The sequence below is a fragment of the Flavobacterium sp. genome, assembly GCF_023151265.1.
Taxonomy (GTDB): domain Bacteria; phylum Bacteroidota; class Bacteroidia; order Flavobacteriales; family Flavobacteriaceae; genus Flavobacterium.
Genome location: NZ_JAKLJH010000007.1, coordinates 16789 through 32183, shown reverse-complemented (window position 1 = coordinate 32183; position 15395 = coordinate 16789). Strand labels below are relative to the sequence as shown.

Here is a 15395-nt window from a genome sequence, read left to right as displayed (position 1 = left end):
TTTGTCCTATTTAGGCGGTGTAATTGCTTATTTTATGGGAATGGCTATTGTTGCAATTCCATCAGTTAATAAACGTTTATATGGTAAAATGTCGAAACATATTATTAATATGCAAAAATGGGGTGGTTTTTTAATTGCTGTGGGAGCATTATTACCATTACCTTTTGCAATTGCTTGTTTGGCTGCCGGAATGATTAACTATTCGAGAAGACATTTCTTCTTGTTTGGTTTACTTCGTTTCTTTCGTTTTGCTATTTATGGATTTGTAATTTATTCTGCTTTATCATGATAAAATCTTTTCGCTCTATTGCTTTATTAGAAGGAATTTCAACGCTGGCTTTGTACTTTTTTGCAATGCCTATGAAATATATTGCTAATGATCCTATTTATGTAAAAAACATTGGAATGGCTCATGGAGTTCTTTTTATGTTGTATATTGCTTTTGCAATTTTAATTAAAAACCAACAAAAATGGGATGCTAAAACATTCGCTATTGTTTGTTTGGCTTCTATTTTTCCTTTTGGAACGTTTTATATTGAGAAAAAATATCTTCAAAATACATAATGAAAATCTTTAATTGGGCATACGATATTTTTAAAAGTTTCGACTTTAGTGATGCGCTAGCTTCTTACTTGAATCTTGCCATCAATATTGTGGTTCTTGTTGTTGTTGCCTATATTTTAGATTATCTTTTCAAGAAACTTTTCATTATTTTCTTGGCAATTGTAGCTGCTAAAACAAAATCTTCTTTTGATGATTTTCTTGTGGCTAATAAAACGGCTAAGTATTTAGCACATTTAGTTCCTTTATTATTCATTTACAAAACAGTTCCGGTAATTCTGAAGAATTTCACTTATTGGGAATATATTTTTGAAAAAGGAGTTAAAATTTACATTATTATATTATCGCTTTGGATTACCCGAAGTATTTTTAATTCGCTTAGAGATTATTTAAAACAAAAACCACGTTTTAGCGATAAGCCAATTGACAGTTACATTCAAGTAATCATGTTGTTTTTGTGGTTGTTTGGAATTATTTCTTTCGTGTTAATTCTTTTCGATGTAAGTAAAACTACTCTATTAACGACTTTCGGATCAATTTCTGCCATTATCATCTTAATATTTAGAGATACTATTTTAGGTTTTGTAGCCAGTATTTCTGTTTCGGTAAATGATATGGTTCGAATTGGTGACTGGATTACGATGGAAAAATTTGGTGCCGATGGCGATGTTATCGAAATTAATTTAGCAACGGTAAAAGTTCGAAATTTTGATAATACAACGACTACGATTCCAACGTATAGCTTAATATCGGATAGTTTTAAAAACTGGAGAGGAATGTTAGATTCTGATGGAAGAAGAATCAAGCGTCATGTATTGATTAAAGCCAATTCGGTGCGATTTATTCAATCAGATGAGTTGGAAAAATTCAAGAAAATTCAGCATTTAACTTCTTATATCGAACACCGTCAAGCGGATATTGATAAATATAATTCAAATAACGGAATTGATAAATCTATAATTGTAAACGGTAGAAACTTAACTAATTTAGGTTTGTTCCGAAAATATATAAATCAATACATTTTATCGCATCCTGGAATTAATAAAGATATGCAATTGATGGTGCGTCATTTACAACCTACTGAAAAAGGAATTCCATTAGAAATCTACTGTTTTTCCAAAGATAAAACTTGGTTAAATTACGAACATATTATGGCCGATATTTTTGATCATATTATGGCTTCAGTTACTCATTTTGACCTAGAAATTTTTGAATCAATAACAAATCAAAAAAATAAATAAAAGAATTTTAAAAAAACTTATCTTACAGAAATTGTAAAATAATACATAAAAGACTATTTTTGCTGCCCAAATTAATCATAAAATGAAGAAAATTATTTTTATAGCTGCGTTATTAGTAGCCGTAACAGAGATTAATGCTCAAGAAACTAAAATTCAAAAAGAAACTACTTCAACTGAATTTAATAAATGGTCAGTAGATGTTAATGCTGGACTTAGCAAACCTACCGCTCCATTTTCAACAAATTACTATTCAAGTAATACTAACTTTATTCATGGCGACTTAGGTGTTCGTTACATGTTAAACAATAAATTTGGTTTAAAATTAGATTTTGGTCTTGATTCATTTAAAAATGACTCTGAAAGCTTTGAATTTGAAGGTAAATATTACAGAACAAGTCTTCAAGGTGTTGTAAATTTAGGTAGAGTTTTAAATTTTGAAGATTGGACGAATACCATCAATTTACAAGCACATTCTGGTGTTGGATTTTCATTTATGACAAATGATAAATTCGATGGAAACGATGATATGACTAATTTTATATTAGGATTAACAGCACAATTCAAATTATCTAATAGAGTAGCTTTAAATGCTGATTTCTCTATGATTAATAACATTAATCAAGAATATACATTTGATGGTGTTCAAGATCCTGCAGTTGCTTCTGATAGAGGTTTTAATAGTACATTATATAATGCAAGTCTTGGATTATCTATTTATTTAGGAAAACACGGAAAACATGCAGATTGGGTTACTTCAAACTCTAAATTAGACGAATTAGAAAGAAGAGTTGCTGAATTAGAAACGAAACTTTTAGATACCGATAAAGATGGTGTTGCTGATTATTTAGATGAAGAAAAGAATTCAGCTCAAAATGTTTTGGTTGATACAAAAGGAAAAACTTTAGATACTAACAAAAATGGAGTTGATGACAAAGTAGAAGCTTATGTTGATAACAAAACCAAAGTTACTTCTACTGAAGGACAATCTATTGAAGATATGATTAACGGTGGTTATATTACTGTTTTCTTTGACTTCAATTCTGTTAAACCAACAGCTGATTCTTATAGTGCTATTAATTTTGTAACTCAATATTTAAAATCTAATCCAAATTCAAATGTTGAAATCGTTGGTTTTGCTGATGAAATTGGAAATTCAGAATACAACAAAACACTATCTGCTTCAAGAGCTAACTTTGTTAAAGATGTAATTGTAAAAGCAGGAATCAATGCTTCAAGATTAAATGTAACAGGTCAAGGTGAAGATACTTCAGTTGATGCTTCTTCTGCAGATGCAAGAAGATTAGTAAGAAAAGTAATTTTCAAGTTGAAGTAATTAACAACTGATTCTTAATAACTTAAAATAACCTTCAAGAAATTGGAGGTTATTTTTTTTAACTTTAATTCAAACAAATTCACTTTATCATGAAAACGAAAGACGAATCGCTTTTAGAAATTAGAGGTGCTAGTATTGGTACAATTACCGAACAATCAAGTTCCGAAGAAAAGTTTCAAAATCAGACATTGCGACCTATTTTGAAATTCCAAAATGAATTGTTTATAGAAGTTTTTAGAAATTACGCTGTCAAACAAAAAGGGGTATTTTTCTCACTTTCTCCAGAAAAAAAAGAAAATTACATTGAAAACGCTATTCAACGCGATATTAAGTTCCGAAATTCATTAAAAGGAATTGTTTTCGGAATGTTTACCGTTTCCGAATACAAAGAATACATTCAAAATTCATCCAACTTAAACAAACGCATGATGAATTTATTAATTGAACGTTTAAAAAGCCAAATTCAGATTATTTAATAAATCGATTCCCCATTCAAATCCGTACTCAAAACTTCGCTCATGTAGTCGAAGAAAGTTCGCATCGCTTGAAAAGTAGCTAAAACTTCTTCTTGAAAATTAGGAGCTAATACTTCTTTGTCTGAAAAACTTCGAGTTAATAAATATTGTTTTTTACGAATCAAATCAATGGCTGGATGTGTTTTATCGAAACCTTTTGGTGCCGTTTTTAACTCCTCACCTTTTAATTCGCCAAAGAATTTTTTGAAAGTTGCATCAGCAACAATCGTTCTAATTTCTTCATCATCCATTTCAAATTCTTTACGAATTCGATGCAAATCAGCTGCATTAGGTTCCCAAAAGCCGCCACCTACAAAACTTCCTCCAGGTTCAATATGCAAATAATAACCGCCACGAAGCATTGGTTTTGTTCGGGTGAACCCAACGCTAAAATGATTTTTGTATGGTGATTTATCCTTCGAAAAACGCACATCACGATAAATTCTAAAAATTTGAACACGTTCTATACTATCAATTTTACCCAACTGCTCACCTACCGATGTAAAAAATGATTTGGCTAACTTTTGTTCGGTTTCAAAAGCTTTTTTATTTGCCGCAAACCAATCGCGGTCGTTGTTTTCTTTAAGTTGTATTAGAAATTCTAAGGTTGATTTTTGTAGCATATTTTTAATTTTTAAACACATAGACACATAGATCAAATAAACCTATTGTGCCTATATGTTTCAATAACAATTATTTTTTCAATCTGTCTTCAATAAATTCGATTTGAGTTTTACCATGTGGTTTTGGTTTTCCATCTTCACCTAAATTCACCATCGTGATGTTATCAATGGTAATGATTTTTTCGCGTGTCATCATGTTACGAACTTCACATTTTAAAACTAATGATGATTTTCCAAAATGTGCCACATCTAAACCAATCTCAACAATATCGCCTTGTTTGGCAGCACTCATAAAATTAATTTCACTCATAAACTTGGTGACTACTTTCGGGTTTTCTAATTGTACAATAGAATACAAAGCAGCTTCTTCGTCTATCCAAGCCAATAATTTACCTCCGAATAACGTTCCGTTGGCATTCAAATCTTCGGGTTTTACCCATTTTCTGGTATGAAATCGCATCTTCAATTTTTATTTTAAAGATAGGAATTTTTAGTAAAAGTTAGGTATATTTGTTCACATTTAGCTGTTGACTGAAATATTGGTAAAATGGATAAAAAAAGTAAAGAAACCAACACAATAACGTTTGTCAAAGATGCTAAATCTGATGAACTTATAAAAGGGGCAATTTTATTAGAACATCCCGACTCGCGATTAGATACTGCTTTAGCAAAATTTCATCCAATGAGTGATTCAAGTATCCCTTTTAGGGACTTAACGGATGCAACTACCAAACGCGAAAGTATTCGTAAACTTATAGATAAATTAGATGTCTCTAAGAGTGAGAGGTATCAACGAACTATTGAAGACACTTATTGTAACGTATATTCCTTTGATTTTTGTTATTTTTCTCAGGTTTATTTGCCAACCGTTTGGTGGACAGATGAATCCATTGCAAAGTTGCAAAACGGAGAAGATGTAGTTCCTGTTTTTAATGAAACGGTACTGCCTATCTACTCTAGCGCCATTCATGATTGGTTTCCAAAATGGGGTCCAAGTTTTGGTTGGAAAAAAATGACAAATCTTGATGAAATTCAAGAAAAAGTGAATACTGAAGGAGGTATTGGAATCATTTGTGCCAAGCGAAAAATTGTTGGTCTTTCTGGACATATCGTACCAATTGTTCCAGAAACCGGTAAAAGAAAAGCTTATCGAGAAAATGGCAAAGTCGTTTATCCCCTACAATCACAAGCTGGAAAATTAAATTACAACTACTTTTCAAAAGCAAGAAAAGATTGGTGGAATCATGAACGTTATTCGTCTCATGTTTTCTATTATCATGAATAAAATTAATATTAATTACGTTACCAAGCCATTTTAAATAAATGAAATCAAATCAGAAAAAAACGTATTACTGGGGAATAGGATTAGAAAATGAAACTTATATGCAATTTGAAGAATCGAGCATCGTTTCAGGATCATTTATTCAAGAAAAAATGGGTTGCGAACGCTATAGTATTGATTATAGAACTTGTTATAAAGAAGGAACTTTATCCACTGTTTTGGAAACAGCTTTTGATAAAAATAAAAATTACAAAGTAAGTAGAATGATGAACAGTCATTCTCTTGATAAATTAGATCTTAACTTTCAACATAAAACATTACCCAATACAAAACCTTTAGTTGATAATCCTGAATATCAAGGAAAATCAATAGTTGAAGTTTTTTTAGAAAGCCAGCCGTATAACATTCAGAGCATGTTGACTCAAAAAAACAATCCTATGGGATCTGTGAATTTTGATGGCGATTCGATTGAATTTGTAACAAAATATTTTGAAAATAGAACCATAACGGATTCGTGTGAAGAACTTAAAGCAACAAAACAATTATTCATCGACAAGATTAATGAATCAGGTGTTCTTGCTGAAAAATTAAGTTTTCCTAAATATAACATGGGAATCAATAGGTTTATGTCGAACCAAGAAAACCTTGTGCTGTTTAATAACGGAACCTATCATTTTCATCTTACACTGCCAACGCTTACCCAAAATAGTAGAATTATAGATTATTCAAGTTTTGAAGCAATTCACATTAACGCTATCTATTTACTACAATGGTTTGAACCTTTTTTTATTGCTACATTAGGCAGTCCTGATATAATGGCGGTTATTAGCAAAAAGTATCATTTGAATGAAAAATTCGCAGGTGGTTCAATGAGAAATGCGATGTCGCGATACACAGGAGTTGGTACATTTAACAAAGTGATGGCGAAAGGTAAAATTCTAACCTACAAAGTTGATGAGTTTAGAAAACTTTTAAAATTTACTAAAGAAGAAAATATTTGGTGGCGCGATCAAATAGAATCTACGCTAGATTATGCCTTATTACAAGATATTGGTCTTGATTTTAATCTGGAAAAGATGTATCAAAGTGGATTTGAATTTAGAAGTTTTGACGAATTCCCATCTAGTTATTTAAACGATGTATTATTAGCAATTGTCTTGATTTGCGAGCACTCATTGCATCTTCCAGATGTTCCTTGGGGACACGATAGTGTGGTTTGGAATAATTTAGTTTTTAAATCCTTGAAACATGGTTTTGAAACCAAAATTAATGACGAAGAAAAGCAAGCAATTTTAGAGGTATTACAACTTTTTGATACCACTGATGAAAGTAATAATTTACAAACGGAGCTGAAAGCAATAGAACAACTCGATGAATTTTTCTTTAAAATTCTAGCCATATTACATGACAAATACAAGGAAAACAACACTTGTATAGATGCTATGTGGGGACAAAAAACAACTACTCCACCTACTTGGGATAATTTTAATAAATACCAAGTAGAACAACACTTAAAGCAAATTGAAGCATTAGATTAAGCATTTTATTCTTTTGGTTTTATTTTTTTGTGTGAAATTTCATCTTGAATTTTTATTTTAAGTAAGAATTTTTGGAGAAATTTGGATATATTTGAGGAATTAAAATGATTTAGCTTTGAAGTTTTTTGATAGAAAAATAATGTTTTCAGTTTTTATAGTAATTTCAATAATTATAGTAGTTTTTTTAAACTATAAAATAAAAACTGATATTTCTTATCATGCCGGAAAAGATAATGGTTATTTTAAAAGGTTTGAATCTATTGTTTTATTAAATATTTTGTTTTTTTTATTTATGTCAAAAAACAAAAAAATTATTTTTACAATACTTGGATTCTTTAATGCGTTAATAATTTCTTTTTTGGGATTAATAATTACTAATTATTTTCCATCTCCATTTGATGAAGGAGGATTCAGACATTTTTTTATTTTAGTATTATCATTTATCTCTTTTTTTGCTATTGAAAAACTAATTAATAAAACATTCGAAATATAAACAATAGCAGATGAATCTAACTGGCAATTGGCATGGCTTTTATGGATATGGTAGCGGTTACGATCTACCCTATTTTGGACAACGTGTAAATATTAAAGCTTTAATAACTGATATCAATGGTTCTTTTACAGGAAAAATTGAAGAAGATGATTCTGTATTTTCAACAAAATTAAACGCTACAATAAAGGGTTTTGTTGAGGATGGTTTTATATCTTTTATGAAACAATATCAAAAATATCCTATAATTTCTGATGATTATTCTTCTATTATTACATATGAAAATAAGACTTTAGAAATTGAACATGAAGGCATTTTAGATGAAAATAATAATTCAATTTATGGAAACTGGTATATTATGACTGAGAATAATGATGAAATTGCTTCTCAAGGAATTTGGCTATTAACCAAAATATAAAGACACTACTTTTCCCTTCCCTTCAAAACCTCCACAACATCGTTCAATTGAAAACCTTTCGCTTGCAATAAAATCAAATAGTGAAATAATAAATCGGCGCTTTCAGATAAGAATAAATCATCGTTGTAGTCTTTAGCTTCAATAACTACTTCAACCGCTTCTTCACCTACTTTCTGAGCAATTTTATTAATTCCTTTTGCAAATAATGAAGCTACGTAACTCTTTTCAGCGTTTGTATTTTTTTTGCGTTTTTCAATGGTATTTTCTAATTTTGATAAAAATCCAAATTCTTGATTATTAGTTTCTTGCCAACATGTATCTAAACCTGTGTGACAAGTTGGACCAACAGGTTTTACTTTTACTAAAAGCGTATCGTTATCGCAATCTTCTTTAATAGAAATTAGTTCTAAGAAGTTGCCACTCTCCTCACCTTTTGTCCATAATCTGTTTTTAGTACGACTGAAGAAGGTTACTTTTTTAGTTGCTAATGTTTGGTCCAAAGCTTCTTGATTCATGTAGCCCAACATTAAAACATTTTTCGTTTCGTTGTCTTGAATGATAGCTGGGATTAGGTTGTCTGGTGTTTTGTTGAAGTTTACTTTCATGTTATTTTTTTACACAAAGTTCCACTAAGTTAAGTACGAAGTTTCACTAAGTTATATTTTTAATTAATTCTTATTTCTATAATCTGATGCTAATTTCTTTTCCTTTTAGATATTTTTTTAATTCCGGGATTTCGATTTCTTGATAGTGAAAAACACTGGCGGCTAAAGCGGCATCTGCTTTTCCGTTGATAAAGGTTTCAGCGAAATGTTCCCTAGTTCCCGCACCACCAGAAGCTATGATAGGAATATTTACGATTTTGGATAACTTGGCTAAGGCTTCATTAGCAAAACCATTTTTGGTGCCGTCATTATTCATTGAGGTAAATAAAATTTCGCCTGCTCCTCGTTGCTCGACTTCTTTTGCCCAATCGAATAAATTCAATTCCGTAGGTACTTTTCCGCCAACTAAATGCACTATCCAATTACCATTAATTTGTTTGGCATCAATAGCTACAACAACGCATTGACTTCCATATTTTGCTGCAATTTTATTGATTAAATCTGGGTTATTAACTGCTGATGAATTAATCGAAATTTTATCCGCACCATTGCGCAGCAAAACATCTACATCAGCAACGGAAGAAATACCACCACCAACAGTAAACGGAATATTAATGGCTGCTGCTACTTTTCGGACCAAATCGATTAATGTCGCACGACGTTCTTCTGTTGCGGAAATATCAAGAAAAACAAGTTCATCTGCACCGGTTTCAGCGTATTTCTTCGCTAATTCCACTGGATCTCCAGCATCTTTTAAATCCACAAAGTTGACACCTTTTACGGTTCGACCGTTTTTGATATCTAAGCAGGGAATGATTCTTTTTGTAAGCATTTGTTTTGGTTTAAACCTGACAGGTTTCAAAAACCTGTCAGGTTTGTTATATATTTTTCTAGTTGTTTTAAAGTTATTCTGCCTTCGTAAATGGCTTTTCCGATGATAGTTCCTTCACAACCTAATTCGGCTAACTTGGGTAATTCATCGAATGTAGAAATTCCTCCTGAAGCGATAAGTTTTACATCTTTGATTTGTTCCAAAATTCTTTGATACAATTCAAAACTTGGTCCTTCTAGCATGCCATCTTTTGAAATATCGGTGCAAATCACATATTGAATACCTTCTTTCTGATAATTTTGAATAAACGGAATTACTTCTTCATTCGATTCTTCTAGCCAACCTGAAATCGCCACTTTTTCGTTCATCGCACCAGCTCCTAGAATAATTTTATCTGCTCCATATTGTTGAATCCAATTTTTGAAAACTTCTGGTTGTTTGATGGCAATACTTCCACCTGTAATTTGATTTGCGCCACTTTCGAAAGCAATTTTTAAATCAGCATCTGATTTCAAACCACCACCAAAATCGATTTTTAAACTCGTTTTAGAAGCAATTTGTTCCAATACTTTGTAGTTCACAATTCGACTTGATTTGGCTCCATCTAAATCGACTAAATGCAAATACTGAATTCCATGTGCTTCAAAGGATTTGGCTACTTCAAGTGGATTTTCATTATATATTTTCTTTGTATCGTAATCACCTTTGGAAAGTCGGACGCATTTTCCATCAATGATATCTATTGCTGGGATTAATCTCATAATTGTAAAAAGTTTTTCAAAATTTGTTCTCCAAAAACACCACTTTTCTCAGGATGAAATTGTACTCCGAAGAAGTTATCGCGTTGTAATGCGGTGCTGTAATCGTATTCATAATTCGTGGTAGCAATGGTGTTTTCAGATAATGGCGCATAATAACTGTGTACCAAATACATGAATTCGTTTTCTTTAATTCCTGTGAATAATTGTGATTTCAAATTGTAAATCGTATTCCAACCCATTTGTGGCACTTTCACTTCATTTGAAAACTTTACGACTTTGACATCAAAAATTCCTAATCCTTTGGTATTGCCTTCTTCAGAAAATTTACACATCAATTGCATGCCCAAACAAATTCCTAAAACCGGTTGTTTTAAGGTTGGAATCAACACATCTAAACCAGTTTCTTGTAACATTTTCATAGCACTACTCGCCTCGCCTACACCTGGAAAAATCACTTTATCGGCTGATTTTATGGTAATCCAATCGTTCGTAACAATTCCTTCATAGCCAAGTCTTTCCAAAGCGAATAAAACACTTTGAACATTTCCAGCTCCATAATCTATTATTGCTATTTTCATTACAACATTCCTTTTGTTGAAGGTAAAATCATTTTTTCTGTATCTCTTTTTACCGCTACTTTAATTGCTTTTGCGAAGGCTTTAAAAATCGCTTCAATTTTGTGGTGTTCGTTTGTTCCTTCAGCTTTGATGTTTATATTTGCTTTTGCTCCATCTGTGAACGATTTGAAAAAGTGAAAAAACATTTCGGTTGGCATTTGACCTATCATTTCACGTTTGAATTCTGCTTCCCAAACCAACCAATTTCTTCCACCAAAATCAATGACTACTTGTGCCAAACAATCGTCCATTGGTAAACAAAATCCGTAACGTTCGATACCTAATTTGTTGCCCAAAGCTTTTGCAAAAACTTCGCCTAAGGCAATTGCTGTATCTTCGATTGTGTGGTGTTCGTCAACTTCTAAATCGCCTTTGACTTGAATATCTAAGTCCATTTGTCCGTGACGGGCAATTTGGTCCAACATGTGATCGAAAAAGGAAATTCCGGTGTTGATGTTGCTTTTTCCTGTTCCGTCTAAATTTAAGGTGATAGCGATATCAGTTTCATTTGTGGTTCTTTTGATAGAAGCTGTTCGCTCTTCCAACTTTAAAAATTCGTAAATCTTTTGCCAATCAGTAGCTTGTAAGGCAATTACATTTTGGAGTTCTTCCAATGAAGTTGTAACTTCATTTCCACCCAAATTTTCTTCATTTTTGATAAAAATTGCTTTCGAACCTAAGTTTTTAGCCAATTCCACATCGGTAATTCTATCGCCAATTACGAATGAATTCTCTAAATCGTATTCCGGATTGTTCAAATACTTGGTTAACATTCCTGTTCTAGGTTTTCTGGTTGGAGCATTGTCCTCAGGAAAACTTCTGTCGATAAAAATTTCGTCAAATGTTATGCCTTCATTTTCAAATGCTTTCAGAATGAAATTTTGGGTTGGCCAAAAAGTTTCTTCCGGAAAACTCTCGGTTCCTAAACCATCTTGATTAGTAACCATTGCCAATTCGAAGTCCAATTCTTTGGCAATTTTACTCAAGAATTGAAATACTTTTGGATAGAATTCTAATTTGGTTAAACTGTCTAATTGGTAATTTTCTGGTTCTAAAACCAAAGTTCCATCTCTATCTATAAATAATACTCTTTTCAGCATTGTTGAAGGTTTTTAATAATTCTATAATTTGTTCTGTTTCTTCTTTGGTTCCAATACTAATTCGCAAACAATTTTCGCATAAAGGTTGATTGCTTCTGTTACGAACCACTACTCCATTTTCGATAAATTGCTGGTATCTAAAATTCGCATCATCCACTTTAATTAAAATAAAATTGGCATCTGATGGATATATTTTCTCGACAAATTCGCATTTTGAAAGTGCTTCTACAAGTTTATTTCGTTCGATTAGTATTTTTCTAACTTGCGTTGGCATCGTACTTTGCAACAATTTTTTAACAGCCGTTTCTTGCGACAAACCATTAATATTATAAGGAGGTTTGATTTTATTCAAAACTGCAATAATTTCTCTAGAAGCATACAAAATTCCAATTCGTAATCCCGCCATCGCATACGCTTTTGATAAAGTTTGGGTGATAATCAGATTTGGAAAATCTTTCAAAACACTTAACCAACTTTCATCTTTTGAAAAATCTATATAGGCTTCATCAATTACTACTAAACCTTTGAATTGATTCAGAATTTTAATTACTGACGAATCGGTAAAAGAATTTCCTGTTGGGTTGTTTGGCGAACACAAAAAGATGATTTTAGTATTGTTATCTACGGCGTTCAGAATTGCCTCTACATTCGGTTGAAATTCTTCATTTAGCAAAACTTCACGATTTTCAATAGCATTGATATTCGCTAAAACTCCATACATTCCATAGGTTGGTGGCAATGTGATGATATTATCTTGATTGGGCTCACAAAACGCTCTGAAAATTAAATCTAAGACTTCATCACTTCCGTTTCCTAAGATAATGTTGTCTTTAGGTACATTATTTCTATCTGCAATTATTGCTTTCAATTCTTTCTGTTGCGGATCTGGATAACGATTCATACCATTCGAGAACGGATTTTCATTGGCATCCAAATAGATCATTGGTTTTGTGAACTGTTCAAATTCATCGCGTGCTGAGGAATATGGGCTTAGCTTTTTGACGTTTTCTCTGATTAGGTTTTCTAAATTCATATATTTTATTTTTAAACACATAATCACATTAGCTTTTTCTGTGTTGATTTTAGTCGTTTTACTTTACATAGTTCACATATTTCACTAATTTAAATCTATGTTTCTATGTGTTTTAATTATTTTTTAGTCTTAATGAAACAGCATTTTTGTGTGCTTGTAAACCTTCGGCTTCTGCCATGATTTCTATTGCTTTTCCGATGTTTTGAATACCTTCATTTGATATTTTTTGAAAGGTCATCGCTTTTAGGAAACTATCTAAATTTACACCGCTGTAACTTTTGGAATACCCGTTTGTTGGTAAAGTGTGATTGGTTCCAGAAGCATAATCACCAGCGCTTTCTGGGGTATAATTTCCAATAAAAATCGAACCCGCATTTTGAATTCCGTTAACGAAATAGTCTTCGTTTTTGGAACATACAATAAAATGTTCTGGACCATATTCGTTAATTAGCGATAGAGCGGTCTTTTCGGTTTCCAAGAAAATTAATTTAGAATTATTGATGGCTACTTGTGCTATTTCTTGTCTTGGAAGATTTTTCAATTGTTTATAAATTTCTTCTTCCACATCGTTTAAAATGTTTTTATTGGTAGTAACCAAAATTACTTGGCTGTCTTTTCCATGTTCAGCTTGACTTAGTAAATCCGAAGCTACAAAACTTGGAATGGCCGTTTCATCAGCGTAAACTAATAATTCGCTTGGACCTGCTGGCATGTCAATTGCGACTCCGTTTTGAGATGCAAATTGTTTCGCAATCGTTACAAATTGATTTCCAGGTCCAAAGATTTTATAGACTTGCGGAATGGTTTCTGTTCCGAATGTCATTCCAGCAATGGCTTGAATTCCACCTACTTTATAGATTTTAGTTACACCACACAAATCGGCTGCGTATAAAATAGCAGCATTAATTTTTCCATTTTTATCCGATGGCGAACACAATACAATTTCTTGACAACCTGCTAACTTTGCTGGAACTGCCAACATTAAAACTGTTGAAAACAAAGGAGCAGTTCCACCTGGAATGTATAAACCGACTTTTTGAATCGGACGTTTTTCTTGCCAACAAGTTACTCCGATAGTTGTTTCTACTACAATTTTATCTGTTTTTTGAGCAGAGTGAAATTGTTCGATATTTGATTTGGCTAATTGAATCGCTTCTTTTAATTCGCTAGAAACTTCATTTTTAGCGATTTCAATTTCTTCTTGTGTGACTTGAATATTTTCTAAAGTCACACCATCAAAAAAAGAAGAATATTTCGCAATAGCTTTATCGCCTTTTTGTTGTACTTCTTTAAAAATCTGCTTTACCGTTTCTTCTACGTCTGAGAAAGTTTGAGTTGGTCTTTTGCAAATTTCTGACCAAGTTTCGGGTTGTGGGTTGTATATTTTTTTCATGATTCTAATTTTTAATTTTTGAAACACATAGTCACATAGTTTTATTTTTTGTCTAAAACTTCAGACGTTTCACTTTAGATAGTTAACATAGCTATGTGTAAAATGCGATACTTTTTAGATTCTTAATTATTAAAATTTCTATGTGACAATGTGTTTAATTTATTTACAATACCATTTTTTCAATTGGGCAAACTAAAATGCCTTCAGCTCCAGCTTCTTTTAATTGGTCGATTACTTCCCAAAATTGATCTTCATCAATTACAGAATGCACACTACTCCAACCTTCTTCGGCTAACGGCATTACAGTTGGACTTTTTAAAACGGGAAGAATTTTACTGATTTCTGAGATTTTATCATTGGGAACATTCATCAAAATGTATTTCGATTTTCTCGAACGTAAAACAGCTTGAATTCGGAATTGAAGTTTCGAAACTAATTGCTTTGCTTCATTCGAAATTTTGGGAGAAACAGCTAAAACAGCTTCGCTTTTTAAAATCACTTCGACTTCTTTTAAACCGTTTTTGAATAACGTACTTCCGCTAGAAACAATATCTACAATAGCATCTGAAAGTCCAATGTTTGGAGCAATTTCAACCGAACCTGATATTTGGTGAATGTCTACAGAAATTCCTTTCGAAGAAAAATAATCTACAACAGTTTTTGGATAGGAAGTTGCAACTCGTAATCCGTTTAAATCTTGAATGGAATTGTAATTGAAATTCTTTGGTACAGCAACCGAAACTTTACATTTTGAAAATCCAAATTTCTCAGCAATTTCAATATTTTGCCCTTTTTCAACTAACAAATTATCACCAACAATAGCAATATCAACCACGCCATCAATCAAATATTGGGGAATATCCGAGTTTCGTAAATAATACACTTCTAAAGGAAAATTGGAAGCAGTAACTTTGAGTTGGTCGTTTCCATTATATATTGAAATTCCGCAATCTTTTAAGATTTGGATACTTTCATCGTGTAATCGACCTGATTTTTGAATAGCAATTTTTAACGTGTTCATTTTAATTTTATTTAATTTTAAAATGAGTACAC

The 15395-nt window shown here is 31.9% G+C and carries 18 protein-coding genes and 1 pseudogene; 9 read left to right on the top strand and 10 right to left on the bottom strand.

Features of this window, described 5'->3' with window-relative positions:
• From L6Q46_RS01420 to L6Q46_RS01400, 5 genes and pseudogenes are all read left to right on the top strand, one after another.
• Positions 1-289 (top strand): annotated as a pseudogene (locus L6Q46_RS01420) (short-chain dehydrogenase); the annotation flags it as partial.
• Entirely contained in the window at positions 286-564 is a 279-nt protein-coding gene (locus L6Q46_RS01415) for a DUF3817 domain-containing protein (RefSeq protein WP_111565888.1), read from the top strand. The pseudogene L6Q46_RS01420 and the gene L6Q46_RS01415, both read left to right, overlap by 4 nt.
• Positions 564-1802 carry a mechanosensitive ion channel family protein gene (locus L6Q46_RS01410; RefSeq protein WP_291282785.1) on the top strand — a complete coding sequence of 413 codons (1239 nt, stop codon included), beginning with the start codon at positions 564-566 and terminating at the stop codon, positions 1800-1802. Before L6Q46_RS01415 ends, L6Q46_RS01410 begins: the two co-directional genes overlap by 1 nt.
• An 82-nt stretch (positions 1803-1884) precedes the next feature.
• Positions 1885-3135: an OmpA family protein gene (locus L6Q46_RS01405; RefSeq protein ID WP_291282784.1), complete on the top strand. Its 1251-nt coding sequence runs from the start codon at positions 1885-1887 to the stop codon at positions 3133-3135.
• Positions 3136-3224: 89 nt separating this feature from the next.
• Complete coding sequence (locus L6Q46_RS01400) at positions 3225-3611, top strand: glyoxalase (RefSeq protein WP_291282783.1); 387 nt, start codon at positions 3225-3227, stop codon at positions 3609-3611.
• Here L6Q46_RS01400 and L6Q46_RS01395 read toward each other — a convergent pair.
• Together L6Q46_RS01395 and L6Q46_RS01390 are read right to left on the bottom strand one after the other, a co-directional pair.
• Positions 3608-4273 (bottom strand): DUF2461 domain-containing protein, encoded by a 666-nt coding sequence (locus L6Q46_RS01395; RefSeq protein ID WP_291282782.1) that lies wholly within the window; start codon positions 4271-4273, stop codon positions 3608-3610. The two genes, L6Q46_RS01400 and L6Q46_RS01395, sit on opposite strands and share 4 nt — an antisense overlap.
• 70 nt (positions 4274-4343) lie before the next feature.
• Entirely contained in the window at positions 4344-4733 is a 390-nt protein-coding gene (locus L6Q46_RS01390; protein WP_133606912.1) for a hotdog domain-containing protein, read from the bottom strand.
• Between the two features lie 87 nt (positions 4734-4820).
• Here L6Q46_RS01390 and L6Q46_RS01385 point away from each other — a divergent pair, with 87 nt between their 5' ends.
• The 4 genes from L6Q46_RS01385 to L6Q46_RS01370 all read left to right on the top strand — a co-directional run bounded on the left by L6Q46_RS01385 (position 4821) and on the right by L6Q46_RS01370 (position 8001).
• Entirely contained in the window at positions 4821-5558 is a 738-nt protein-coding gene (locus L6Q46_RS01385; protein WP_291282781.1) for a hypothetical protein, read from the top strand.
• Positions 5559-5596: 38 nt separating this feature from the next.
• The gene (locus L6Q46_RS01380; RefSeq protein ID WP_291282780.1) at positions 5597-7093 is read left to right on the top strand and encodes a hypothetical protein; all 1497 of its coding nucleotides are present in this window, start codon (positions 5597-5599) and stop codon (positions 7091-7093) included.
• 115 nt (positions 7094-7208) lie between these two features.
• Complete coding sequence (locus L6Q46_RS01375; protein ID WP_291282779.1) at positions 7209-7586, top strand: hypothetical protein; 378 nt, start codon at positions 7209-7211, stop codon at positions 7584-7586.
• A gap of 10 nt (positions 7587-7596) precedes the next feature.
• Entirely contained in the window at positions 7597-8001 is a 405-nt protein-coding gene (locus tag L6Q46_RS01370; RefSeq protein ID WP_291282778.1) for a hypothetical protein, read from the top strand.
• A gap of 5 nt (positions 8002-8006) precedes the next feature.
• Here the strand turns inward: L6Q46_RS01370 and hisIE are convergent, their stop codons facing one another.
• From hisIE to hisG, 8 genes are all read right to left on the bottom strand, one after another.
• On the bottom strand, positions 8007-8606 hold the full coding sequence (gene hisIE / locus L6Q46_RS01365) for a bifunctional phosphoribosyl-AMP cyclohydrolase/phosphoribosyl-ATP diphosphatase HisIE (protein WP_291282777.1): 600 nt from the start codon (positions 8604-8606) through the stop codon (positions 8007-8009).
• Positions 8607-8682: 76 nt separating this feature from the next.
• Positions 8683-9438 (bottom strand): imidazole glycerol phosphate synthase subunit HisF, encoded by a 756-nt coding sequence (gene hisF / locus L6Q46_RS01360; protein ID WP_291282776.1) that lies wholly within the window; start codon positions 9436-9438, stop codon positions 8683-8685.
• A gap of 26 nt (positions 9439-9464) precedes the next feature.
• Positions 9465-10199 (bottom strand): 1-(5-phosphoribosyl)-5-[(5-phosphoribosylamino)methylideneamino]imidazole-4-carboxamide isomerase, encoded by a 735-nt coding sequence (hisA, locus tag L6Q46_RS01355; RefSeq protein ID WP_291282775.1) that lies wholly within the window; start codon positions 10197-10199, stop codon positions 9465-9467.
• The gene (gene hisH / locus L6Q46_RS01350; protein WP_291282774.1) at positions 10196-10777 is read right to left on the bottom strand and encodes an imidazole glycerol phosphate synthase subunit HisH; all 582 of its coding nucleotides are present in this window, start codon (positions 10775-10777) and stop codon (positions 10196-10198) included. The genes hisA and hisH overlap by 4 nt, the downstream gene beginning before the upstream one ends.
• The gene (gene hisB, locus L6Q46_RS01345; RefSeq protein WP_291282787.1) at positions 10777-11913 is read right to left on the bottom strand and encodes a bifunctional histidinol-phosphatase/imidazoleglycerol-phosphate dehydratase HisB; all 1137 of its coding nucleotides are present in this window, start codon (positions 11911-11913) and stop codon (positions 10777-10779) included. Before hisB ends, hisH begins: the two co-directional genes overlap by 1 nt.
• Complete coding sequence (hisC, locus tag L6Q46_RS01340) at positions 11888-12958, bottom strand: histidinol-phosphate transaminase (protein ID WP_291282786.1); 1071 nt, start codon at positions 12956-12958, stop codon at positions 11888-11890. The genes hisB and hisC overlap by 26 nt, the downstream gene beginning before the upstream one ends.
• A 103-nt stretch (positions 12959-13061) precedes the next feature.
• On the bottom strand, positions 13062-14342 hold the full coding sequence (hisD, locus tag L6Q46_RS01335) for a histidinol dehydrogenase (protein ID WP_291282773.1): 1281 nt from the start codon (positions 14340-14342) through the stop codon (positions 13062-13064).
• Positions 14343-14505: 163 nt separating this feature from the next.
• Positions 14506-15363 carry an ATP phosphoribosyltransferase gene (hisG, locus tag L6Q46_RS01330; protein WP_291282772.1) on the bottom strand — a complete coding sequence of 286 codons (858 nt, stop codon included), beginning with the start codon at positions 15361-15363 and terminating at the stop codon, positions 14506-14508.
• Between the last annotated feature and the right edge of the window lie 32 nt (positions 15364-15395).